The sequence below is a fragment of the Coprococcus sp. AM97-35 genome, assembly GCF_027697525.1.
Classification (GTDB): Bacteria; Bacillota; Clostridia; order Lachnospirales; family Lachnospiraceae; genus Allocoprococcus; species Allocoprococcus comes.
Genome location: NZ_JAQESL010000007.1, coordinates 46,521 through 70,090, shown reverse-complemented (window position 1 = coordinate 70,090; position 23,570 = coordinate 46,521). Strand labels below are relative to the sequence as shown.

The 23,570-nt window shown below is 41.4% G+C and carries 18 protein-coding genes, 1 tRNA gene, 1 pseudogene and 1 riboswitch; of the genes and pseudogenes, 1 reads left to right on the top strand and 19 read right to left on the bottom strand.

Annotated elements, in window-relative coordinates; all coding sequences use genetic code 11:
- Positions 1–35: 35 nt before the first annotated feature.
- From PG840_RS07760 to PG840_RS07690, 15 genes are all read right to left on the bottom strand, one after another.
- Positions 36–1,286, bottom strand: a complete 1,251-nt coding sequence (locus tag PG840_RS07760; protein ID WP_270613479.1) for a saccharopine dehydrogenase family protein — start codon at positions 1,284–1,286, stop codon at positions 36–38.
- Between the two features lie 410 nt (positions 1,287–1,696).
- Positions 1,697–2,617 carry a TDT family transporter gene (locus tag PG840_RS07755; protein WP_117835212.1) on the bottom strand — a complete coding sequence of 307 codons (921 nt, stop codon included), beginning with the start codon at positions 2,615–2,617 and terminating at the stop codon, positions 1,697–1,699.
- A gap of 47 nt (positions 2,618–2,664) precedes the next feature.
- On the bottom strand, positions 2,665–3,189 hold the full coding sequence (locus PG840_RS07750) for a C-GCAxxG-C-C family protein (RefSeq protein WP_022220060.1): 525 nt from the start codon (positions 3,187–3,189) through the stop codon (positions 2,665–2,667).
- Between the two features lie 237 nt (positions 3,190–3,426).
- Positions 3,427–3,561 carry a hypothetical protein gene (locus PG840_RS07745; protein WP_270613478.1) on the bottom strand — a complete coding sequence of 45 codons (135 nt, stop codon included), beginning with the start codon at positions 3,559–3,561 and terminating at the stop codon, positions 3,427–3,429.
- An 88-nt stretch (positions 3,562–3,649) separates the two neighbouring features.
- Positions 3,650–3,919, bottom strand: a complete 270-nt coding sequence (locus PG840_RS07740; protein ID WP_270613477.1) for a hypothetical protein — start codon at positions 3,917–3,919, stop codon at positions 3,650–3,652.
- A gap of 185 nt (positions 3,920–4,104) precedes the next feature.
- Positions 4,105–4,635 carry a hypothetical protein gene (locus PG840_RS07735; protein ID WP_118198603.1) on the bottom strand — a complete coding sequence of 177 codons (531 nt, stop codon included), beginning with the start codon at positions 4,633–4,635 and terminating at the stop codon, positions 4,105–4,107.
- Between the two features lie 23 nt (positions 4,636–4,658).
- The gene (locus PG840_RS07730; protein WP_022220057.1) at positions 4,659–5,858 is read right to left on the bottom strand and encodes a sirohydrochlorin cobaltochelatase; all 1,200 of its coding nucleotides are present in this window, start codon (positions 5,856–5,858) and stop codon (positions 4,659–4,661) included.
- A gap of 207 nt (positions 5,859–6,065) precedes the next feature.
- Positions 6,066–6,258, bottom strand: a riboswitch (cobalamin riboswitch).
- Between the two features lie 42 nt (positions 6,259–6,300).
- Positions 6,301–7,638 (bottom strand): MATE family efflux transporter, encoded by a 1,338-nt coding sequence (locus PG840_RS07725; protein WP_173825922.1) that lies wholly within the window; start codon positions 7,636–7,638, stop codon positions 6,301–6,303.
- A 19-nt stretch (positions 7,639–7,657) separates the two neighbouring features.
- The gene (locus PG840_RS07720; protein ID WP_270613476.1) at positions 7,658–8,965 is read right to left on the bottom strand and encodes a Na+/H+ antiporter NhaC family protein; all 1,308 of its coding nucleotides are present in this window, start codon (positions 8,963–8,965) and stop codon (positions 7,658–7,660) included.
- Positions 8,966–8,994: 29 nt separating this feature from the next.
- Positions 8,995–10,185, bottom strand: coding sequence for a MalY/PatB family protein (locus PG840_RS07715; RefSeq protein WP_117835202.1), 1,191 nt, complete (start codon positions 10,183–10,185; stop codon positions 8,995–8,997).
- A gap of 213 nt (positions 10,186–10,398) precedes the next feature.
- On the bottom strand, positions 10,399–11,373 hold the full coding sequence (locus PG840_RS07710) for a calcium/sodium antiporter (protein WP_008368789.1): 975 nt from the start codon (positions 11,371–11,373) through the stop codon (positions 10,399–10,401).
- A gap of 127 nt (positions 11,374–11,500) precedes the next feature.
- Entirely contained in the window at positions 11,501–12,130 is a 630-nt protein-coding gene (locus PG840_RS07705) for a flavodoxin family protein (RefSeq protein ID WP_008368790.1), read from the bottom strand.
- A 150-nt stretch (positions 12,131–12,280) separates the two neighbouring features.
- Positions 12,281–12,353: transfer RNA gene (locus PG840_RS07700), tRNA-Ala, on the bottom strand.
- A gap of 121 nt (positions 12,354–12,474) precedes the next feature.
- Positions 12,475–14,556, bottom strand: a complete 2,082-nt coding sequence (gene ppk1 / locus PG840_RS07695; RefSeq protein WP_270613475.1) for a polyphosphate kinase 1 — start codon at positions 14,554–14,556, stop codon at positions 12,475–12,477.
- A 182-nt stretch (positions 14,557–14,738) separates the two neighbouring features.
- Complete coding sequence (locus tag PG840_RS07690) at positions 14,739–15,245, bottom strand: phosphatase PAP2 family protein (protein WP_270205457.1); 507 nt, start codon at positions 15,243–15,245, stop codon at positions 14,739–14,741.
- A 112-nt stretch (positions 15,246–15,357) separates the two neighbouring features.
- On the opposite strand from PG840_RS07690, the pseudogene PG840_RS07685 reads away from it, so the two are divergent.
- Positions 15,358–15,654, top strand: a pseudogene (locus PG840_RS07685) (recombinase family protein); the annotation flags it as partial.
- Positions 15,655–16,190: 536 nt separating this feature from the next.
- On the opposite strand, the gene PG840_RS07680 reads toward PG840_RS07685, so the two are convergent.
- From PG840_RS07680 to pulA, 4 genes are all read right to left on the bottom strand, one after another.
- On the bottom strand, positions 16,191–17,822 hold the full coding sequence (locus tag PG840_RS07680) for a glycoside hydrolase family 13 protein (protein ID WP_117835220.1): 1,632 nt from the start codon (positions 17,820–17,822) through the stop codon (positions 16,191–16,193).
- Positions 17,823–17,894: 72 nt separating this feature from the next.
- A complete protein-coding gene (locus PG840_RS07675; protein WP_270613474.1) occupies positions 17,895–19,649 on the bottom strand; it encodes a glycoside hydrolase family 13 protein in 1,755 nt (584 codons plus the stop codon).
- A 1-nt stretch (position 19,650) separates the two neighbouring features.
- Positions 19,651–21,606: an amylo-alpha-1,6-glucosidase gene (locus PG840_RS07670; RefSeq protein ID WP_270205645.1), complete on the bottom strand. Its 1,956-nt coding sequence runs from the start codon at positions 21,604–21,606 to the stop codon at positions 19,651–19,653.
- Between the two features lie 20 nt (positions 21,607–21,626).
- Positions 21,627–23,564 carry a type I pullulanase gene (pulA, locus tag PG840_RS07665; RefSeq protein ID WP_270205684.1) on the bottom strand — a complete coding sequence of 646 codons (1,938 nt, stop codon included), beginning with the start codon at positions 23,562–23,564 and terminating at the stop codon, positions 21,627–21,629.
- Positions 23,565–23,570 lie beyond the last annotated feature (6 nt).

Genomic DNA, 23,570 nt, shown 5'->3' with positions numbered 1-23,570 from the left:
TTTATTTTCTCAGACCATCTCTGAGCGCATCCAGATTATTTCTCTATAATTCCGTATTTATAACCACTTTCTTTCATTAATTCAAGGTATGGTTTCGGATCAAAATATTCCGGTGCATAGACCCCAGCTTCTTTCCAGATTCCTCTTCCGATCAGCTCCAGTGCAAGTGCTGCTCCAAATCCTGTCTGGGCGGTAACAGCCTGGGTTCCCCATCTTTCGATAGACTCCTGATTATCAAATGGCTGATACAGGAAGTATTCTTTTTCCTTTCCGTCTTTCTTTCCGATACACTGTACTCCGACCAGCATTTTTCCGGTCATCTCATCTCCGATATCTTTTGGCTGCGGTGCGCAGGCTGCAACCACATCTCTTGGAACTACCTTCACATCCCCTACCTGCACCGGCTTGATACTGCGAAGTCCCAGCTTATCCAGCACCTTAAGTGCCGTGATCAGATTCTCATCAAGACTGATCTTGAAGGTTGCCTTTTTCAATCCATACTGGCTTAAGTAGCGTGCCATCGTCACAACTTCCTCATGCTCTACCTTTACCAGGGTATTCTTTCCTACTCCTTCCGGCATCTCATAGATTTCCTGCCCTGCAAATGCTTTTTCTACGATAAATCCGCCCTTCTCCTTATCATACTCAACATTCGGGTTCATTACCTCATCCAACACGGTCCACACGTTGAATCCAAACATAATGTCATCCGGATCTGCACCCGGAACAGACAAATTTCCGCCGTCTTTTACATGAACTTCTGTTATTTCATCCAAAAGCTCTGTCGCCGCGTATTTTGCAAATACATTTACAACACCCGGATCGATTCCCATACAGATCACAGCCATATTCCCCTGCTTCTTCCAGGCTTCATGACGGTCAAAATTGTATTTTGTCATCGGTTCAGTATAGCTGTTCTCAATACCAAGTCCGTAAGCCGGATCTTCCATCGGAACCGACCAGGTTCCCATGCTTCCGTAATCTGCACCCGTTTTAAATGCAGCGTCAAAAATCATATTACTTGCAAAAGGTGGTGCTGCATCCATCACAAAATCAATCTTATGCTCCCGGATCAGTTCTGCCATTTTCTCTGTATTTGTCGCGTCGATCTTAGAGGCTTCAAAACGGGAATCCCCCTTCATCATACCGACAACTTCCTCTGCCCTTTTCAGATCATAGTCGCAGACCAGCACATATTTCAGCCATTCTCCCTTTGGGTCTCTCCACCGCATTACTTTTAAAATACTTTCACCGACAGCACCGGCTCCCACAAGCATCATTCTCATCTTTTTTCCTCCTGCTTTTCCTTTTCTTCTGTCAAATTTTATTCAAAAAATGCCCTTTCCCTTCTTCCTCGGATATTACTTTTGTATGCCACCACGTACCCCTGCTAACAATCCCATCTCATATAAGTGCCCATATAAAAAGGACAGAAAAACAGACGCACGAAATAAATCGTTCATCTGTTTTCTCTGTCCTTTTACCAGTTGGTTCTAGCCTCGTAGGTGGTGCTCTCTTTGCACACTCTCCAAAGATTCGTCAGGTCGCCTTCCTTTTTGCCTGTCAGTTTCCACGAAAGGAAGATGTTACCTTACGCTTTGCTTCTTCGGCCCCTTGCGGTGTCTAGGGCGTCCCTCATCCGACATATTCTTGATAAATTTAAGTTTACCCTTTTTTATCTGTCCGGTCAAATCTTTTATTTCTTTCCTCCGAAAATAGCCCCCATAAAGCGGATATAAGTATATACCACCAGTACCACTGCAATGATTGTCTCAATCAAAACAATATATTTGAGGAATGGCATCGGATGTCCCATATTTGCTGCACAGGCCATCGTCTGTTTCGTTGCGATCGCACTGATAACAAACGGGAATGTGAAAGCTGCATAGCTTGGGAAGAATGGCATCTTCAGATAGCCTGCTGCTTTTACCAGGGCAAAAATATAAATAACCGTTGCAACTACGAACATTGCCATCAGGAAACCATAAGATTTTGGTGTTACCGACTGCACATATCCTGCGATACACAGACTGGTCGGCGCCGCATAAATACAAATCAGCGGTTTCGCCGGATCCGGTACTTCTTTGAACTTTACATAACGATAGGTTACAAATACAAGAAGTACGATCAGTGTTACAAATCCAAACCAGAATGCTGCGGTTCCGATTCCAAGCTGCTCATAAGCCGGTGCTGTAACAGCCGCTACAGCGATTCCTACATATACAATATAATAGCTTGCAAATACTTTCGGCATCTGAAGTTTCAGAACAAACTTCACCGTAAAGTATATGATCAGAATGATGTGAAGAATGATTGCCAGAAGCCATATGTAATAAGCTGCCTTTCCGATAAACGGTTTTACATAAGTGCTGAGAATCATGAGTGCCATCGGAAATGTTCCTGATACGCTTGCCATGATCGGATTTCCCATATCTTCTTTCACTGCTCCCGGGAACATGATCAGCTTCAAAAGCACCAGTATCAGAAGAAATGCTGCGAATATACCGCATACATAACGGATTCCTTCTGAATAGCTCTGAAGTAAATTTCCAAGTGCTGCCGCGCCAAGCATGACTCCACAAAGCGGAATCGGTACTTTCTTAATTACGTCTTTCATTGTTTCTTTCCCTTTCTCTCATCAAGCGGCTGTCGTTACCACTTCATTTAAATATCTGCAATTTTTCTTCTTTCGCATGGTTCATCAATTTCATCTAAGTTTTTGATTCCAAGTTCACGACAGACAATCTGTGCGACCTTCCATGCACAAAGTCCTGTAAAATATATACACTGCTCTTTATGTTCACCTTGTCCCATATTAAATTCTTTCGTAAGAACTCTGCAGCAGATCGCATTTTTACCATTTGCCTTCTTGAACCAGTCATGAAGTTCGTGTGTAAGCTCCATACATTTGATACTCTTCGGGTTAGTCGGTCCATCCTGCTCGGTACGTCCAAAGAACATTCCAAGTGCAAGAATTCCTCCGTTAAATGCACCGCAGACACATCCTGATTTTCCTGCTCCTACTGCCATTCCGGATGCCATAGCTACAACTTCTTTCGGTACATCCAGTTTAAATTCATCACGAATCGTACTTACCAAAGCTTCACAGCAATAGTATCCGTCTTTAAAACACTTTTCTGCCTTTCTCTGCACTTCTCTTGGACTGATTTCTGTTACTCCGATATTCATTTTCAAAACCTCCTGTAAAATTGTATTTGTGCCGGCGCGATTATTTGTATATTCCGCCAACATCCATGTATTACTATTATATTCTTTTGTGCATTTTATTCAAATTCATTATTTCTATAAATATTCCATTATTATAGTTATTCTCTATTTTTATATAATTGTCGACAAAAAAGTCACAAGCTATACTCTGCTTTTTCATGCATTCTGTATAGTTTGTGACTCGCCTGCAACTTTTCGTTACTTCTTAGCAACTTTTTTCTTATCGTGTAATCTCTCCTGAGCGAATCTTTTGCAGACATTCCTGTACGTGTTTCCGGAAACACTGCCTTCCTGTGCGATCATCAGAAATATTTTCAAATCATGAATATCCATCTATTTTCTCCCTCTTTTACTCATATTTCTATTATAACACACTTCGTTTGTTTTTCCTAACCACCCATTCAACACTTTTAACCGAAAATTAAATCCAGTTACAGTCTCCACCAGTAATTGCAAGACTCAGAAGTCCATCCATTTTCTCTACTTCTTCTTCACCGATGATCTTTTCCAGTAATTCTGCCGTGTCCAGAGCATCTTCCATGGATTCGTCTGGTCCGATCTCATAGTCGATCTCTGCCTCACATTCCGGACATGGGAGCCGGTTCATTGTCTGTAAGGATAAGAAACGGTTCCCACATTTTTTACATTCATAAAATCCACACTCTTTTGTGCCATCTGGTACGTAGTACATCGTATTTTAACTTCCTCTCCACATTTTAGTTTTTATATACAAAACATTCTCTCTTTTGTATGATCTTCCACTGCCTAGTATACACTATCTGACATATAAAAGTATAGTGTTATCCAGTTCATGCCCAAGCAAAAAAAGGACCATTTCCCATTTCTCAGGGAAACAGTCCTTTCACTTATCTTCAATTATTCTTCGACTTTCACCGGATTGGTCACACTTACCTTATGATCATACCAGACTCCTTTTTTTCCGATCAGAGCCACATCAAATTCTTTATCCAGTTCAGGAACCGGAATATCAAATCCATAAACTTCTTCTGTTGCACCGTCGCTATAGGTTACCGTATCTGTTGTAGGTTCCAGAAGTTCTGCACCATCTTTCTGTGCATCTTCGGATGTTCCTTCAAACAGGTTGACGATATTCTTAGAAACCAGACTGACATGAATCGTCATCTTTCCGTCTTTTACGGTGAGTGTTCCTTTTCCGTCATTCGCTTCATTTACATGAAACATTCCGCTGTCAGTCTTGAACTCTGCTGTGTAGGTTCCGTCTTCAAGCTCACACTCTGTCTGTTCCTCTGTTTCCTCTTCTTTAGCAGAAGAGCTTTCTGCTGTCTTTGCTTTCGTATCTGATGTGTCTGATTTTGCACCGCATCCGCTCATCATTCCCACTGCCATTACAGCAGATAATACCAATACTAACAGTTTCTTTTTCATCTTATAAATCCCTCTTTTTTTATTTATTCTGCATCAATTGCAGCCTGTGTATGTGCCACATAAAGCTGCTGGATCGCATCGATCTCACCAAGACCTGCAATCTGTGTATCAATACTGTCAAATACTCCAGATGCTTCAAACTGGCTCTTCCAAGAATCGTCATCATCGCCTGCCATATCGTTGTTTGCATGATCTCCTGCTACAACCATCAGTGGACGAAGGATTACTTTCTTGTATCCTGCATTTTTGAGCTTTTCAATTACTGCTTCACAAGCGGTATCTTCCGGTTCGCCTTCTACAGTTCCGATAAATACATTCTCATAACCAAGCTGTTCCATCTGTGTCTGCATCTGAGAATAGCTGATCTTTGCTGTGTGTGAAGTTCCATGTCCCATAAATACAAATGCGGTTCCCTCTTCTTTTGCCGCATCCAGGCTGTCAAATCCAGCTGTCTTTACAGCTTCTGCTGTAATTGCTTCTGCAACAGCTGCTTTATCCTCATTGATCGCTGTTTCATCCGCTCCGACTTCACCGAGAAGTGGTTCTGCAATTTTTACAGATTCAAATTTATCTTTGTAGTTCTCAACTGCTTCTGTCAGTTCATCATACTCGGCACCATGCATCAGATGTGTCGGCTGTACGACCAGGTTCTTAACCCCGTTGTCGACTGCTCTTTCCAGTGCCTGATCCATATTGTCGATCTTCTCATCATCACGGGCCTGTACATGGTTGATGATGATCTGTGCTGTAAATGCTCTTCTTACAGACCAGTCCGGATATGCTGCCTGAAGTGCTTTTTCCACACCACCGATATCCTCTGCACGGCTGTCATTAAAAGATGTACCAAAGCTTACAACCAGAATTTCATTTTCTCCGATGTTATCTTCGTTCAGCGGATCATCTTTCGATGCATCGCCTGTATCCCTTCCAAAATAATCCGGATCAGCGTTCTCGCCTTCTACCAGTTCTTTCTGTGCATCAGTAAGCTTATCCCAGGCTTCTTTTGCAGCCTTACACTGTTCATCTGTCTTGTCTGTTCTTTCCTGTACATAAATGTCATCGATCAGCTTTGCCACTTTGTCTGCTGCCTCCTGATCGCTGTCTTCGGATGTTTCTTCTGTCTTTGTAGAAGAAGTGTCCTCTGTCTTCTTGCTTCCACATCCAGTCATCATAGACACCGTAAGTGCTGTTGCCAGTAATGCTACTAATACTCGTTTCTTCATCTTGATCCTCCCTGACTTTTTTGTCATACTTTCAGGAATCGGAATGATATTCATTACACTTTACAGCATATTTTTTGTAAACAAAAAAATCCCCCGTATCTAAATTTAACGAGGGCGTACAAAAAAGAAACTGACATTTTGCCCTCGCAAAATCAGTCTGAAGTTTCTATCTTTCGTACTGCCAGTTACTCGTGGCATGAACTTTCCGTTCCTGTACTGCGAAAGGCAGGTCTCCCGACTGATTGCTCAGACGCTTGTGGCTTTCCTTCCCGGTCTCCCAGTGGTATGACAGCCTAAGCTTGCAAATTACGGTGACGAGTTCATACAGGACTTGCACCTGTTTCCCTTTTCACCAATCCAGACATTCCGTCTGATTGACACCTTACGCATCTGTATTTATTTTTCTAAACAAGCCTATTCTAGCACAGGCGTATGAACAGTGTCAAGAAAGGCTTGTCTGCTTCAGCACCGGCATCCGGAAAATCTGCACGATCAGCGGAATCACCATAACAAACCACACAATCGGCTCCGCAATGATAACCCCCGTGTATCCAAGATGTGGAACCAGTGTAAATGCGATCACAATTTTTCCAAGCATCTCAAGTGTACTTGATACGATCGGTGTAATATGGTCATCCAGTCCCTGCATCGCATTTCGCACAATACAGATCACCGCTGTCACATAGTAGAACAGTGTATCAAACTTCAGGTATCGGGTTGCATTTTCAATTACATTTTTATTATCTGTTCCGGTTACCAGATAGACAAGCTTATCTCCAATCGTATAGCTTGCAATAATAGCAAATGTACACCAGATACAGGTGTATAAAATAGAAAGCCAGATTCCTCTTTTGATCCGGTCTATCTTTCCCGCTCCCAGATTCTGCCCACAATAGGTTGCCATTGTATTTCCAAACACGCCAAACATAAGCATAAACATTTCTGTCAGCTTTCTTGCCGCTGTCTGCGCCACGATATAATCTCTTCCAAGTTTATTGATCGCTGTCTGCAAAGTCAGAGAACCAATATTGACCAGAGAACTCATAAAACCCATAGACAAACCGGCACTCAGCATATTTTTCACCATTGCAGAACTCGGGTTTTTAAAATCTTCCCGACCAAGCCTCAAAAGTTCATATCGCTTTATCATATAAATCCAGCAAACAATAAATGCAATCGACTGTGCAAGTACCGTTGCGATTGCCGCACCTTTTACACCACTTTTTAATATTACAACAAAGAATAAATCTCCGATAATATTTAAGATAACCGATATTGCCAGGATCACAAGTGGTGTCACGCTGTCTCCCAGTGAACGAAGCGCTGCCGCACAGGCATCATAAAGATAAGTTACCACAAGTCCCGCGATAATTATGAAAATATAACTTTTAGCTGTTTCCAGAAGGTTCGCAGGAACATTCAGCATTTTTAAGATCGGCTGCAAAAATAACAGACCGAATATTGTAAAAAATAACGCAATTCCTGTTCCTATAAGTAGTGACATGGCAAATGATTTTTTTACATCTTTATAGTCTTTTGCCCCGAATTTCTGTGCTGTGATGATTGCAAAACCTCCGGAAAGCCCTTGCAAAAATCCAATGATCAGATTGCTTAAGGTTGAGGTCGCGCCGACTGCTGCCAGCGCATCCTCCCCTAAAAAAGTTCCGACAATTCTGGTATCCACAAGACTGTATGTAAGCTGCAGAAGATTTGCGAAAAAGATCGGCAGCGCAAAAGCCAATATCAGTGTGGATGGTTTTCCTTTTGTTAGATCTTTCATATTTTAAATTTCATCCTGTCTAATTTTTCTTGTCCATCAATCCGAACTGTATCGTAACGCAGGTCGCAATAATCAGTCCAAACATATAGAACGAATATTTCAGTACATTAAGCGGTGATACATCAGCAAGTGCCGTAATCATCAGCATACCACCATCATGTGGCATCAGTGCAATAAATGCGCAGGCAAAGATATCCACCAGACTGGCAAGTCTCTTCGGTGCGATCTTATATTTTTCCCCGATTTCTTTTGCAATCGGACAGGTAACAATGATTGCGATCGTATTATTTACCATAGCTGCGGAAAGGATACCTGACATCAGTCCGATTCCATATTCCGCGCCACGTCTGCTCTTGATCTTGCTGCTGATCGCGCCCACCAGCCATTCAACACCGCCATATTCACGTACAAGACCGATGATACCGGATACAAGAATGGCAACGATACTGATGCTGAACATATCACTCATACCACTTCCAATTGCCTGGATCCATTCAAAAAATCCACAGCTTCCGACACAAAGTCCAATGATACCGGATGCAAGTATTCCGACAAAAAGGACTACCGCAACATTAACTCCCATAAGTGCCGCAATGAGAACTATGAAATACGGAAGAACTTCAATAATATTGTAACTTCCTGCTTCAATCGCCCCACTTCCTACTCCGCCAAAAATCGAGTACAGGATCATTGCCACAATTGCCGCCGGAAGAGCAATGAAAAAGTTCATTTTAAATTTGTCTTTCATCTCAGAACCACATCCTTCTGCTGCGGAAATAGTTGTATCTGAAATCATGGAAAGATTATCACCAAAATATGAGCCTCCGATAACTGCTGCACCGACGACTGCCACATTCAGGTGTGCACCCTGTGCTACATTAATAGCAATTGGCGCCATTGCAGCAATCGTTCCCATGGATGTCCCGATTGATGTAGAAATAAAACAGCACATCAAAAATACGCCCGGAACCAACAGTTTCACAGGAATAAAATGCAGACAGAGATTTACAACTGAGTCTTTTCCTCCCATTGCCGCCGCTGCTCCCTGGAATCCGCCGGCCATCAGATAGATCAGAACGATCATCATAACTCCTGAATTTCCCATGCTCGTTGTCATAATATTCAGCTTATCCTGTACACCAATGCCACGGTTAAGGAGAAGTGCTACCGCACACCCTGCAAGAAGTGCGACGTGACGCGGGAACTTTCCGAACGGTTCGTCTGCTCCAAGCAGGGTAAATGTAATCCCGCACCCTACATAACATACCAGAAATACGATTAGTGGAAGAAATGCCACTGCCCCCATATTTTTCTTTTGTTTGTCCATCTTTTTTCCCTCTCAATCCTCTTTTTATATTATTTTGCTGCCAGATGCTTATCCAGTGCGTCTTTCAGCTGAGTCAGTGCCTGTTCCAAAGTCACACGCGGACAGGCAACATTGAATCTCTCAAACTGAGCGGTCTCCGGTCCGAAGATAATTCCCGAATCCAGCCACAGTTTTGCCTCTTCAAGCATCAGATGTTCCAGTTCTTCATTACTAAAACCATAACCAGAAAAATCAACCCATACCAGATAGGTTCCTTCCGGCTCTACCATCTTCGCTTTCGGGAAATTCTCTTTCACGAACTTGCTCATATATTTTACATTTTCATAAATATACTGCACCAGTTCATCTACCCACTCAGCACCTTTGGTGTAACATACCTTGACTGCAAGCTGTCCCATCAGACTTCCCTGGCTGTAAGCTGCCTGTGTATTTGCCCACTGGTATTTCTTCCGCAGCTCTTCATTTGGAATGATGATATTTGCCGGCTGAAATCCTGCTACATTGAATGTCTTTCCAGGGGAGCTGTAAAGCGCAAGGATCTGACGGTACTTTTCGTCCAGATTCATACAGCTTGTGAACGTATGTCCCGGGAAAATGAAATCACAGTGCATCTCATCTACCATCCAGATTACATTGTATTTCAAACAGACCTGGGCAACTCTTTCTAATTCTTCTCTTGTCCAGACTCTTCCCACCGGATTGTGGGGATTACAGAAAATCAGAGCTTTGACACCTTCTTCCCGAATCATTTTTTCCATCTTTTCAAAGTCGATGGAATAATGGTTATTCTCATAGCGAAGCTGGCAGTTCACCAGTCTTCTTCCGTCATTTTTTATTACTTCACTGAATGGATAGTAAACCGGCTGCATCACCATCATGGCATCTCCCTCTTCGGTAAATGCTCTTACGCTGGTTCCAAGTGCATAGACAATCCCAGCACCAAGTGTTACCCACTCCGGTTCGATCGTATATCCATAACGTGTGGAGAACCAATGGTTCATTGCTGCAAAATATTCATCCAGCGGATCCGTATAACCAAAGATTCCATGGTCAATTCTCTTGTGGAATTCATCCAGAATTTCATCCGGAAGACGAAAATCCATGTCTGCCACCCAGAGCGGAAGCAGATCATCTCTTCCCTTTCGTTTCATTCCAAAATCATATTTCAGGCAGTCCGTTCCATGTCTGTCGATTACTTCATCAAAATTGTACTTTCCCATCTTATGCCTTTCTCCTTGTCGCAAAATTCTCTCGTTTTTTATACCTCTTTTTGTTAGACATGTCAATGTTTTTTCTATAGAAGTATAAAATAGAATGTACACTGACCCAATAAAAATAGCTGTGGATTGAACCGACTTCCAATCGTTAGAATTTAGGTCTAACTTTTGGGGCAGGTTTCATCCACAGCCATTTTTCCTTATGATTCTTTTATTTTATCGTATGCAAATATATGCCATATACACTGCATACATTCCAAGCATCGTAGCGCCTTCTCTTCGGTCGATCATTTTTGAAGTCCATGCAAACACCAGAACAACAAGACTCATCGCAATCAGTACAACCGTATCAATGATATTATCGGTAAGAAATTTCACTGGACTGATGGCAGCTGCAACTCCAAGTACCAACAGGATATTGAAAATATTAGAACCGATCACATTTCCGAGTGCCATATCCACTTCATTCTTTCTTGCCGCAACAATCGATGTTACAAGTTCCGGAAGACTGGTTCCCATCGCAACGATGGTAAGTCCGATAAGTGTCTGACTGAGTCCGAATGCGCTTGCAAGTGCTGAAGCACTGTCTACAACAAAATCACCGCCAAATTTGATTGCGATCATGCCACCAACAATAAATAATGCACATTTCCAAAGTGGCAGGATCTGAATTTCTTCGTCTACTAATTCTCCCTCTTCGCGCATCATCTGACTTTCCTTGTGTGCTGCTCTTGCTTTCTTGGCAGAGCCAATCATCCAGATCAGATAAGCTGCAAAAATAAGGAGAAATACACCGCCATCTAAATGTCCTAAAAGCATCCCGACATATCCAAGCACCATCAGCAAGGCCGCACAGATAATTGATAATGGAAACTCTTTTTTCAATGTATCTTTTTTTATCGTAAGAGGTGCAAATAACGCACAGGCTCCACAAACAACCATCAAGTTGAAAATATTCGATCCGACAACATTACTTACCGCAAGTGAGTTATTTCCTGTCAGGGATGCCGTTACACTGACCGCACATTCCGGAAGGCTGGTTCCCATTGCAACGATGGTCATACCGATGATCATCGATGGAACATGAAGCTGCTTCGCAACAGAAGAACTTCCTTCTACAAAATAATCTGCTCCTTTCATCAATAGAGCAAACCCTATAATTAAAATAATGATTGATTTTATAAGTGCCATGACCAAAACCTCTCTTTTAAATACTTCCTACCAAATTGCAACTTCCACTATAAAACAAGAAAATTTGGCTGTCAACTCTAAAGGCAGGGATTCGTGATATTTCACAAATCCCTGCCTTTTACTTGTTCTACCGAATAAAATTTGTCGGAATCTTTGCTTCTTTTTCCGGAAGTCCAAACTGCTCTTTTCCAAGTGCAATACTCTTCATAAGGAAAGTCATATTTCTTGCAAGTGTACGCATCGTCTGCCTTCCTTCCTCATCCTTTTCGGCCTCTCCCGGTGCTGCTCCATGGATGCTGTTCCAGTACTGGCTGGATGCAACCGGCATTCCGGAAATGGTAAAATATTTGTTCAGCTCATCAAATGTCGCAGAACATCCGCCACGTCTTGCACAGGCAACGCTTGCTCCCACTTTCATCGTTTTATCAAAATGACTGCTGTAGAACAGTCTGTCAAGACAGGCGATCAGAGTTGCATTTGCAGACGCATAGTACACCGGACTTGCGATTACAAGACCATCTGCTGCCTCAAATTTGGTTGCCATCTCATTCACCACATCATCAAAAACACATTTGCCTTTTTCGTAGCAGGAACCACAGGCAATACAGCCACGGACTGCCTGGTTTCCGATTACAATATTTTCTACTTCTATACCATTTTCTTTGAAAACATTTTCCATCTCGCGAAGTGCAATGGCTGTGTTACCATTTGCTTTCGGGCTTCCGTTGAGCATAAGTACTTTTAAATTTTCTTTCATGATAAAATCTTCCTTTCTGGTAATCATACCATCTTGTTTTACTATGATTTTATTTTCCTCTTTTTTTCTTTTCTCTGCAAGATGGAAATGATGATATATTTTTTAGCACACAAAAAAGCAGCAGATTTCTCTGCTGCCCTTCTTATAAAGTGGAGAATACGAGATTCGAACTCGTGACCTCCTGCTTGCAAGGCAGGCGCTCTCCCAACTGAGCTAATCCCCCATATGACGTTTGCGACTTAATTAAAATATCACAAACGTCCCTCTTTGTCAACTGTATCTGCTGATTTTATAACAGCTGTATCATTTCTACAGCTGTGTTTATTTTGCTCAAATATTCTCTACTATTTCTTTTCCGTATTTTTATACGCCGTCTCATAGAACACTTCCTGTGAATCCAGCTTTTCTTCATTGATATCACGATCTACATAATCGCCGTCTGCAGTCAGTTCTTTTCCTTTTTCATCATCCTTCATCATGGTGTCAAACATCCAGTCCAGTCTTTCACGCAACGTATCATCCAGAACCGGAGCTGCAACCTCCACACGTCGGAGCGTATTTCTCGTCATATAATCAGCTGATGCAATATACACTTTTTCTCTGTCCGGCGTTCCGAAACGATAAATACGGGAATGCTCCAGAAATCTTCCAACAATGCTGATTACTTTAATATTTTCTGTGTATCCTTTGATACCAGGAATCATACAGCAGATTCCACGGACGATCATTTCAATCTTCACACCCACCTGTGATGCTTCCACAAGCTTCTCAATGATCACTTTATCAGTCAGTGAATTGATCTTGATTCCGACATACGCATCTTTCCCGTTCTTTGCGTGACGTATTTCCTCATCGATCATATCGAGTATTTTATTCTGGAGACATTTCGGTGCAACCAGCAGGATGTGCGTTTCCTCTATCGTCTCACCGCGCAGCAGACATGCAAATACTTCTGCCGCTTCTTTTCCGATTTCCTGCTTTGCTGTGATCAGTGACAGGTCTGTATATAAAGTAGAAGTCTTTTCATTATAGTTACCGGTTCCGATCTGAGTAATATATTCCAGACCTTTATCTGTCTTTCTGGTGATCAGGCAAAGTTTTGAATGTACCTTGAATCCATTCAGACCATAAATTACACGGCATCCGGCTTCTTCCAGCTTTCTGGAGTATTCAATATTGCTTTCCTCATCAAATCTTGCTCGAAGTTCTACAAGTACCACAACTTCTTTTCCATTTTCTGCCGCTTCAACCAGTGCATCCACAACCTGACTACGGACAGCCAGACGGTACAAGGTCATCTTGATGGACACTACAGAATCGTCTCTTGCCGCTTCATAAAGCAGGTTGGTAAATGATTTAATATTTTCAAATGGATAAGATAACAGAACATCTTTCTGCTCAATCTGTGCGATCAGACTTTCTTTTTCTTTCAGCTGCGGTGTCATTCGCGGACTCCTCTTCTGATAGAACAGCTTTTCCTTTTCTGCTCCTTGCATTCTCAGATAATTCTGGATTGCAAATACAAATGATAAATCAAGTGGTACTCTCGACATAAATACGTGGTTTTTATCCATATGGATATATTTGCAGATCTCTGCGATCAGCTTTTTGTTAATCTTTCTGGAGAATTCCATGCGGACAGGATTCATACGTTTTCTCTGCTTTACCAGATTTTCCATGGCGTCTCTGTAATCCATATCTTCATCATAAATGGTTTCTGTATCAATATCCGCATTTCTCGTAATTCTCAGGAGAGATTTTTCTTTGATTTCATATTTTTTAAATAATTTCGGCAGAAAATGAAGGATCAGTTCTTCCGAAAGCATAAAGGTTCCCGGTCTGGTCGGGATATCGATCAGACGCTTAAACACATTATTGCTACACGGAATGATCGCAGTTTTTGTCTTTCCACCCTTCGTTGCAAGCAGTGCAACCGCATAGATCTCTTTATTCTGTAAGAATGGAAACGGCTGCTGTTTGCTGATGATATTTGCAGACAGATATGGTGCAATTTCATTATCAAAGTAAGTTTCCAGTAATTCCCCTTCTTTTCCTGAAAGCTTGTTGAAATTGATAATCCGGATTCCCTGCGGTTCCAATTCTCCCATTAACTGCTCGTAAATAACTGCTTTCTTTATATCAAGCTCTCTTGTTGCATCAATGATCGCTTTTACCTGCTCTTTGCTGGTCATATTGGTTTTATTCTCACGGACTACTTCCGATGATTCCATCTGATCCATCAGTGTACCTACCCGCACCATATAAAATTCATCCAGATTAGATTGATAAATAGACGCAAAAGTAAGTCGTTCTGCTAAAGGTACTCTCGGATTCCCTGCTTCATTTAATACCCTCTCATTAAATTTTAACCATGACAGTTCCCTGTTCATCATATATGGTTCTGGTTTTAACTGCTTCTTTTTCATTTGTCTACTTATCTCTTTTTGCTAATTTGAATATTTTATAGCTACGCTTAAGAATTAATTATACATCTGAATACGCTTTCATATCTACCTTCTTAAAGAACTGTTTTTGTAAAATTCATGTAAAATGATGCTTATACCAACTGACTTCCATATAATTCCCGGTCGGTAATCTTTGGTCATCTTCATTTCAATACTTTGCGATATCCCAAATATCCTGAAATCACACCGAACAGAATTCCTCCAAGAACATCTGTCGGATAGTGTACATACAGATATAACCTCGATATTGCGATCAGACATGCCAGCACAAGCGCAAATTTCCAAAGCTTCTTTTCACCTGCCAGGTACAAAGCTGTTACCGAAGCAAACGAAGCTGCCGTATGTCCGGACGGAAAAGAATAATCATGAAGCTTTGCTACCAGAAGGTGTACACCTGTATTCACATCATATGGTCTTGTCCGTGCTACAAGATTTTTCAAGACAATATTGCAAAGTAATACATCTACTACTAAAGCAACCACCATAACCGCACCGCTTTTTCTCGTTTTAGGAATCAGAAGCAATACTATGCTCAACACAATCCATATAATTCCTGCATCCCCAAGTCTTGTGATAAATACCATGATTTTATCCAGAAAAGGCGTATGCAACGTCTGGATCCAATCCAAAATATTTAATTCAATATTCATAAATTTCCTCCTGCTTTCTTCATCAGTATTTTTACTTTTCTATAGAATAACATAGATTACAGTTTATATGAATTTTTAGAATTACAAATTTTTTACAAACAATCTTTTGAAAAATGACGGTTACACAGGGCGTAACTTCAACCGTCCCGGATTTCAGGCAATGCTTGCAGAAGCCGAAGCCGGGAAAATCGGCACAATTATCGTCAAGGATATGAGCCGTTTCTGCAGAAACTATCTTGAGGTCGGCTTTTATACCGAGATTCTGTTCCCCAAGAAGCAGATACGCTTTATTGCAATCAATAACAGCGTGGACAGTGACAAGCCGCAGGATAACGACTTCACCCCGTTCCTCAACATAATGAACGAGTGGTATGCCAAGGACACCAGCAACAAAATAAGCCGAGCAAGAAGCGGTGGAAAAAGCCGACACCGTAACGGCGAAGCTGAAAGACGATTCCAAACTTTCCTAGACTGGCGATACAAGCAACCTTGCTTTGTGGATTGCCCTGTTGTTCATCAGCGGCGGTGCAGCCATTGGCACAACGGTTGTCAGCAGAAAGAAAAAGTACAACAGATAATTGAATAGTGTTCCCTTGCTCCATCTTCCGAGCAAGACAAAAGCGTCGTAGCAATACGGCGCTTTTTTGTTACCCGGAAGTGACAAACAGCGGCTTTTGAATGGTTGGCGGTAAAGGATACCGCCGTCAAAACAAAGCCGCTCATATCGAAAGAAAACGCCCAAAATCGCCCCGAAACCATACAACGGGAAACGGTTTTGGGCGTTTCTGCGTTTCGGGAGCAAATCGGCAATTAGGCAGCACAAAGGAGGTGTCCTCTATGCCCCGTATGCCGAAATACCTCAAGGAAGAATGGGCGTTCTTTCTTGATGAGCGTGGCAGGAAGAAATATAGTAAGTGAATTTTGATGCCAAAAAAGAAACTCAATCTATTTGCCAGTAAATGCAATTATCACCGCCTCATAAGGACGCAATATATTTCCTTCTCTGCCGTCCTCATAATTCTGGATCCAGACTTCCCCGTCTTTCCACTCATCAAGCAATGGGCAGCTAACTTCCTCATCCGTAAAGTTTGTACATACCAGCATCTTTGTATGCTCATCTGTTCTCGTATAGGCGAAAATTCTCTCATCTTCCGGCAGAAGAAGTTCAAATTTTCCATTCACGAATACTGGATTTTCTTTTCTTAACTGAATCAGCTTCTGATAATAGTAAAATACCGAATTTTCATCTTCCAGTGCCTCTTTCGCATTAATCCTGATATAATTTGGATTCACTGCAAACCATGGTTCTCCTGTTGTGAAGCCTCCGTTCTTCTCACTGCTCCACTGCATCGGAGTACGGGCATTATCACGACTTCTTGCGTAAATAGAATGCAGGATTTCTTCTGGCTGATATCCTTTTTCCAGACGCTCTTTGTACATATTCAATGTCTCAATATCTTCATATTCTTCAATGCTGTCAAACTGCACATTCGTCATTCCCAGCTCTTCTCCCTGATAAATGTAAGGAGTTCCCTGCATTCCATGAAGCATTGTCGCCAGCATTTTTGCCGACTCTTTTCTGTATTTTCCGTCATTTCCCCAGCGCGACACGATTCTAGGAAGATCATGGTTATTCATGAACAGACTGTTCCATCCTACCTGATATAAAGTATTCTGCCACTTTGCAAGGCATTTTTTCAGCTTTACCAGATTCAATGGAATCGTGTCCCATTTTTCCTTTCCTTCTTCCTGATCAAGCATAATGTGCTCAAACTGGAAAACCATGGAAAATTCACTTCCATCCGGATTACTATATTTCTTTGCAATTTCCGGTGTTGCTCCCCAGGCTTCTCCTACAGTGATCATGTCGCCCTTCTGAAATGTTTCCCTGCTTAATTCACGCAGAAATTCATGCAACTTTGGTCCATTATTTGTGATCTTAAGATCTGGCTCTTTTGCAATCTGATCAATTACATCCAAACGAAATCCGCCTGCCCCTTTTTCCATCCACCAGAGAATCATATCATAGAGCTCTCTTCTCACTTTCGGATTCTCCCAGTTCAGATCCGGCTGTTTCACTGAAAATTGATGAAAATAATACTGTCCCAATTCTGGAACCCACTCCCATGCCGGTCCACCGAACACAGAATTCATATCGTTTGGATAAACGTCTTCTTCTCCGTCACGCCACACATAATAATCATGATACGGATTGTCTTTACTTTTCTTTGCTTCCAAAAACCATCTGTGTTCATCTGAAGTATGATTCAATACAAGATCCATCATAATTCGGATTCCGCGTTTCTTTGCCTCCACAAATAACTGTTCCATATCTTCCATTGTTCCGAACATTGGCTCAATATCCTGATAATCTGAAATATCATATCCATTGTCATCCTGTGGAGAACGATACACCGGTGAGAGCCAGATTGCATCTATTCCAAGTTTTTTCAAATAATCCAGTCTGCTGATAATTCCTGGAATATCACCTATTCCATCTCCGTCCGAATCTTGAAAGCTTTTCGGATAAATCTGATATACGACTGCATTTTTCCACCATTTATTCTTATTTTCCATACCCAATTTCGATATCTCTCCGGCAGATTATCTGGTTCTACCGGGACATCCTCTCCTTTCTTTACATGCTCTCTAAATTCTACGAATGAGTGTTCCGTTCACACCAAGTATCTCTCCATCAAATTCTCGGGCAAAAAGAATTTTTCCATTTCCTTTTACTTTTATTTCTTCCTCCGATGCATTTAATAGAACCTCAATTTTATTACCTTCTTCATCTAATTTTATGTATTCTACACATCGATCATTTTTGTAAGTATCCGGAAAATGGAAATGCGGGCTTCTGCACATTTCCTCGTTTCTTCTAAGCATGATCAGTTTCCGCATCATTGCAATTTTTTCCTGATTCTCTTTGCTTTCGATCTCGCTCCATGGCATACATCTTCTGCAATCCGGGTCATGTGCACCTTCCATCGCAATCTCTGTTCCGTAGTAAATACAAGGACTTCCCGGAAGTGTGAAGAGAATTGCAAGCTGCTGATAGAATTTATCCAGATTATGAAAACGGTTCATAAGTCTCTCTGTATCGTGGGAATCCAGCAGATTGAAGAGTACATCGTTATTCTGCTGCATATACATAGTATAACAACGATTTACCATATATTCAAATTCCTCTTTTTTCATCGTTTTATCTAGAAAAAAGTCATGGATTCCACTGAGCAGCGGGTAATTCATAACGGAATCATATTCATCTCCTTGCAGCCACTGGCTTGCATCGTGCCAGATTTCTCCCAACAGATAAATGTCCGATTTTATCGTTTTTAAATGTTCTCGCATCCGCTTTAAGAACCGATGTGATACTTCATTTCCCACATCAAAACGGATTCCGTCTATATCAAATTTTTGAATCCATTCCTCGCAGACCTTACAAAAATACTCAATTACTTCTTCATTATTCGTATTTAATTTTGGCATCGTATCTGCAAATGCAAAAGAGTAAAAGCGCCTGTCTCTTGTGTCTGCTCGTTTTCCGATCTCTTCCCAGTCTTCTATCATAAACCAGTCCGCATAACGGGAATCTTTCCCATGCTCCAGTACATCCATCCACGGCGCGAATTTTCTTCCGCAGTGATTAAATACTGCGTCAACCATAATACGGATTCCTTTTTCGTGCGCTTCCCTGCAAAGTGCTTTCATCATTTCTTCATTGCCGAAAGCCGGATCAATCTTTGTATAATCTGTAGTATCATATTTGTGGTTAGATTCTGCTTCCATGATCGGATTCAGATAAATTCCGGTAATTCCCAGCTCCTGAAGATACTGTAGTCTCTGACGGATTCCCTCCAGATTTCCTCCGAATTTTTCCTGATTTGTCACTGTTCCGTGATTTCTCCACGGTGTGATATCATTTCCATTCTTTTCCGGTGTCCCATTGCAGAACCTGTCCGGGAAAATCTGATACCAGATCGTATCATTCACCCATGCAGGTGTGCGGTTTATATCTGCTGGATTCATCCATGGTACAATAAAACACTGCTGCATACGGCCATCCATCTGAAGCTGTTCTTCTGTCAGGAAACCGTCTTCAAAATAATACCAGACTTCCTCTTCTGTTCTCAGCTCAAAATAATATTTGCATCTTTTATATGCAGGAAGAAGCGTTGTTGTCCACCAGATTTGATAAGGCAGACGTTTTTTATAAATAATTTTCTCTCTTTTTCCTGTCCATTTTTCATTTCCACCCAGAATCCCGGCCTCATAAGGATCTCCGTAATGGATAAACACCTGTTTTACATCATACCCGGTCTTAATATTTACAATCAGTCTGTCCTCATCCAGAGGATAACTCATCTGCTCTGATGTTTTATGATATACACCGGTAAATTCCATCTTATTCTTCCTCCAATTTTTCATAAACACGCAGGATTTCCCCTACACTCCACGCCTGTGCAAAACATCCTTTTGAAGAAACCGGAATCTCTCCATCATAAATTTCAGGGAGCTGGCCAATACATCCTTCACGCATTGCACTTTCCAACACTTCCAACTGCTTTGCCACAATCTCTTTTGCTTCTCTTGAATCTTTATTTACTTTTAGATAGGCGAGATAATATCCACCCATCGGAAAAGTCCAGACAGTTCCCTGATGATAAGCAAGATCTCTTTTTATCATCTCTCCACCATAACTTGCATGAAACTCCTCGTCTTTTGGATCTAATGTCCGAAGTCCATAAGGCGTATACAATCTTTCAAACACTGTATCTACAATCTGTCTTTCTTTCTCTTCGTCCAGCATAGTAAACGGCATAGACACCGCCCATATCTGATTACAGCGAATTTGTGTATCTGCCTTTGTTTCTGAAATTACATCCTTCAGGCAGTGTTTTTCCTCCATCCAGAATTCTCGTGCAAAAGATTCTTTCACTTTCTGTGCGAGTTCTCCATATTTCTGCTCTTCATTTTTCTTCAAAACTTCTGAAAACTTTTGCATGATACAAAGCGCATTATACCAGTAAGCATTGATCTCCACCGGTTTCCCATGTCTTGGTGTCGGAAGGATTTCTCCCACACGTACATCCATCCATGTCACCTGATCCAGCCCCGCTCCGGCACTGATAAGACCATCTTCTTCCATATGGATATTGAAATTTGTTCCTCTCTCATAACCGGAAATAATCCTTTGCATTACCGGATACATTTCCTCTACAAATTTGATGTCCTGAGTTTTTTCATAATATAACCACACGCAGTTGATAAATAATAGTGCCGCATCTACAGTATTATAAAGTGGCTCATTCTCCCCCTCCGGAAACAGATTTGGCATCAATCCATCCTTTTCATAAAATGCAAAGGTCCGCAAGATTGATTTTGCACTTTCAACTCTTCCTGTGGAGATGCAGATTCCCGGAAGTGCAATCATTGTATCTCTTCCCCAGTCTTCGAAAAATGGAAAGCCGGCAAGGATGGTCAATCCATCCGTAGACTCTCTGTTCGAAAGGAACTTGTCTGCACTACAAACCAGTGTCTGTGCCAGTTTATTTTTCAAACCTGAAGTCTTTATAAGCTTCTCTTGATAATGGATCTGCTCTTCTTTTATTTTATCAAATATTTTTTTTGCGTCTATACCTTTCAGACTTTCCATCGAATAAATCACTGTTAAATCTGTCTCTTCCCCTGGATTTACTCGTTTTTTAATCTGATAAACTGCGCCTGCTGTTCCATTTTCCCGTCTTCCATCACATTCATCGTAGCTATAAAAATACGTCTCTTTCTTTTCTGTGAATCCTTCTACTTCTCCATTTGTTTCAAAGAAAAGAGCATACTTTCCATCGGTAATCTTTTGCTCTTGTCTTGAAAATATCTTATCTTCTTTCAAATCTTCCCCTTTGGGTTCAAATTGAAAAAACGGAGTTACACAGAGAGCGGCCTCTTTCTGACCACGGTTTTTCAGATGATAATTCACTGCAATCTGATTGCTGCCCTGTGCCATCACAATCTCTTTTTCTATCTCTATTCCGTTTATCAGATAACGCCACGAAGGAAGAATTTCAAAAGAAAATTCTGTAAGATAACGGTATCCTTCTTCTTTTGTTCCATCCGCAAATTCCTGGGTTGAAAGAACATATTTTGATTCTCCGATATCCAATTCTTCCTTCATCCGATGAATCATATTTATCCTATGATTTGGAGCTTTCGTACATGACATGAATACCGAATGGTCATTTCTTGCCACAGCTCCGGTCATCGTAAGCGAAGAAAAACCTCCCAGTCCATTGGTTAAAAGATAGCAATTTTCAAGTCCTCTCTCTAATGTTTTCCAATCCTGTCTACCATAAATCCACTTCATTTACTACTCCCCCTTAATCATTATTTACGTCCAAGTATCAACACGCTCTGCGGTGCAGCTTCTATCTGTCTGTCTGCACAGATTCCTTTTTCCCAACACCAGCTATCATCTGCATCGCTTAAGATTTCCCAGCCGTCATCCAAATATTTCACTTTATAACTACTTTTTTTTGCATTGTAAATTATCTTCACCTGACCCCATCTTGATGCTTCATCATTGAGCACAGTAAAACCTACTACGTCTTTTTCTTTCCACATATCCGTGATTTGTTTATAACTGTCTTTTGATTTGTCACAAAGTCCGGAGAGCTGTTTTCGAAGTGCAATCAATCCCTGATAATAATGAACCAGTTCCCTATTTTCCCATGCCTTTTCCCAGTTGATACGATTCAGGGAAATCGGAGCCTTAAAGGTATTATCCTGTCCATCTTTTGTACGGGCAAATTCTTCTCCTGATAAGAAAAACAATGTTCCCTGACAAGTCATATAAACTGCCGCTGCCATTTTATTCAGCCTCATACATTCATTTTCCTCTACGACTGTCTCTTTTAATTTATCCCATAATGTATGATTGTCGTGTGCCGATACATAAGTAACAATCTGCGAAGGTGCTTTCACATTTTCAAAACCTTCTGCTTGATAAGGATTTGCACACCACGCTGTCACACTTGCAAGCATTTCATCTTCTTTTCCTTCTGCGCCGTTTATAAACCCTGCTTTCTTTGCACGTAGTGCAGAACCTTTGATTCCATCTCGGGTACTGTCACAAAAAGCCCCGATATTTTCATCCAAAAGTCCGATATTTTCTTTTGCTGCCAGTTTTTTATTGCCTTCTACAGCTGTCTTATCCGCCGCCCATGGCTCTCCGTAAATGATCTTCTTTCCTTTTCCGTATCTCTGATCCAGTTCACTTCGGATCCGGTTCATCAGATCTACATCCAGAAGTCCCATCAGGTCAAAGCGGAATCCGTCAATATGATATTCCTCTGTCCAGTAAAGCACTGATTCCAGAATATATTTCGCACACATCTCTCTTTCGCTTGCAACATCATTTCCACATGCAGAACCATCGGAGATCTTCCCATCCGGAAATACCCGGTAAAAATACCAAGGTACAGTTCTCTGAAACCAGGAGTCCAGCGAATAAGTATGGTTGTAGACAACATCCATGATTACACCAAAACCAGCTTCATGAATTGCCTGGATCATTTCTTTCATTTCCCGAATTCTAACTTCACCATGTCTGGCATCTGTCGCATAGGAGCCCTCCGGCACATTATAATTGACTGGATCGTACCCCCAATTGAATTCTGTATCTTCCCCTGCTTCATTTACAGAACCATAGTCATACATCGGCATGATCTGAATGTGTGTCACCCCGAGTTCTTTTAAATAATCCAGACCTGTAGGATGAATCCCATCCTCATTCAAAGTCGTATGTCTGCACGTAAATGCTTTGTATTTCCCACGATATTCTTCCGGAAAACCACCCGCCTTATCCCATGAAAATTCTTTTACGTGAAGTTCATATACGATTCTCTCCGGTCCTTCTTCTGGTGTCTGATCTTTTTCCCATCCTTTTGGATTGGTCTTTTTCAGATTCACTGCCATGCTGCGCAATCCATTAACTCCGCATGCCTTTGCATATGGATCTGCTGATCGGACTTCTTCTCCATTGCGTGTAATCAGATAATCATAATAAACGCCGTGAAGTTCTTCTTTGCTCTCCCAACTCCACACACCCTTTTCTTCTTTTTTCATCGGAATCTGCTCGTATGCATTTCCTCCATCTCCTGTCTGATACAGGTTTAAACTAATGCATTCCGCCTGTGGTGACCACAGGCGGAATGTCGTTCCTTCTTCTGTACATTCTACGCCAAGATTATTTTCTTCATAAATATAATTTTCAAGAAACTCTTTTGTAGAATAATATTTTTTTAATTCTATTCTATCCTTCATCATCTT

Bases quoted from the DNA above. Each gene is read 5' to 3' on its own strand.
- ppk1 (WP_270613475.1), bottom strand. From the start codon at position 14,556: ATGAAAAAGAAGCAGTTAAAACCAGAACCATATATGATGAACAGGGAA.
- PG840_RS07755 (WP_117835212.1), bottom strand. From the start codon at position 2,617: ATGAAAGACGTAATTAAGAAAGTACCGATTCCGCTTTGTGGAGTCATG.
- PG840_RS07760 (WP_270613479.1), bottom strand. From the start codon at position 1,286: ATGAGAATGATGCTTGTGGGAGCCGGTGCTGTCGGTGAAAGTATTTTA.
- PG840_RS07745 (WP_270613478.1), bottom strand. From the start codon at position 3,561: ATGGATATTCATGATTTGAAAATATTTCTGATGATCGCACAGGAAGGC.
- PG840_RS07690 (WP_270205457.1), bottom strand. From the start codon at position 15,245: ATGAATATTGAATTAAATATTTTGGATTGGATCCAGACGTTGCATACG.
- PG840_RS07725 (WP_173825922.1), bottom strand. From the start codon at position 7,638: ATGAAAGATCTAACAAAAGGAAAACCATCCACACTGATATTGGCTTTT.
- PG840_RS07705 (WP_008368790.1), bottom strand. From the start codon at position 12,130: ATGAAAGAAAATTTAAAAGTACTTATGCTCAACGGAAGCCCGAAAGCA.
- PG840_RS07670 (WP_270205645.1), bottom strand. From the start codon at position 21,606: ATGAAGTGGATTTATGGTAGACAGGATTGGAAAACATTAGAGAGAGGA.
- pulA (WP_270205684.1), bottom strand. From the start codon at position 23,564: ATGAAGGATAGAATAGAATTAAAAAAATATTATTCTACAAAAGAGTTT.
- PG840_RS07710 (WP_008368789.1), bottom strand. From the start codon at position 11,373: ATGGCACTTATAAAATCAATCATTATTTTAATTATAGGGTTTGCTCTA.
- PG840_RS07675 (WP_270613474.1), bottom strand. From the start codon at position 19,649: ATGGAATTTACCGGTGTATATCATAAAACATCAGAGCAGATGAGTTAT.
- PG840_RS07750 (WP_022220060.1), bottom strand. From the start codon at position 3,189: ATGAATATCGGAGTAACAGAAATCAGTCCAAGAGAAGTGCAGAGAAAG.
- PG840_RS07715 (WP_117835202.1), bottom strand. From the start codon at position 10,185: ATGGGAAAGTACAATTTTGATGAAGTAATCGACAGACATGGAACGGAC.
- PG840_RS07730 (WP_022220057.1), bottom strand. From the start codon at position 5,858: ATGAAGAAACGAGTATTAGTAGCATTACTGGCAACAGCACTTACGGTG.
- PG840_RS07680 (WP_117835220.1), bottom strand. From the start codon at position 17,822: ATGGAAAATAAGAATAAATGGTGGAAAAATGCAGTCGTATATCAGATT.
- PG840_RS07740 (WP_270613477.1), bottom strand. From the start codon at position 3,919: ATGTACTACGTACCAGATGGCACAAAAGAGTGTGGATTTTATGAATGT.
- PG840_RS07720 (WP_270613476.1), bottom strand. From the start codon at position 8,965: ATGGACAAACAAAAGAAAAATATGGGGGCAGTGGCATTTCTTCCACTA.
- PG840_RS07735 (WP_118198603.1), bottom strand. From the start codon at position 4,635: ATGAAAAAGAAACTGTTAGTATTGGTATTATCTGCTGTAATGGCAGTG.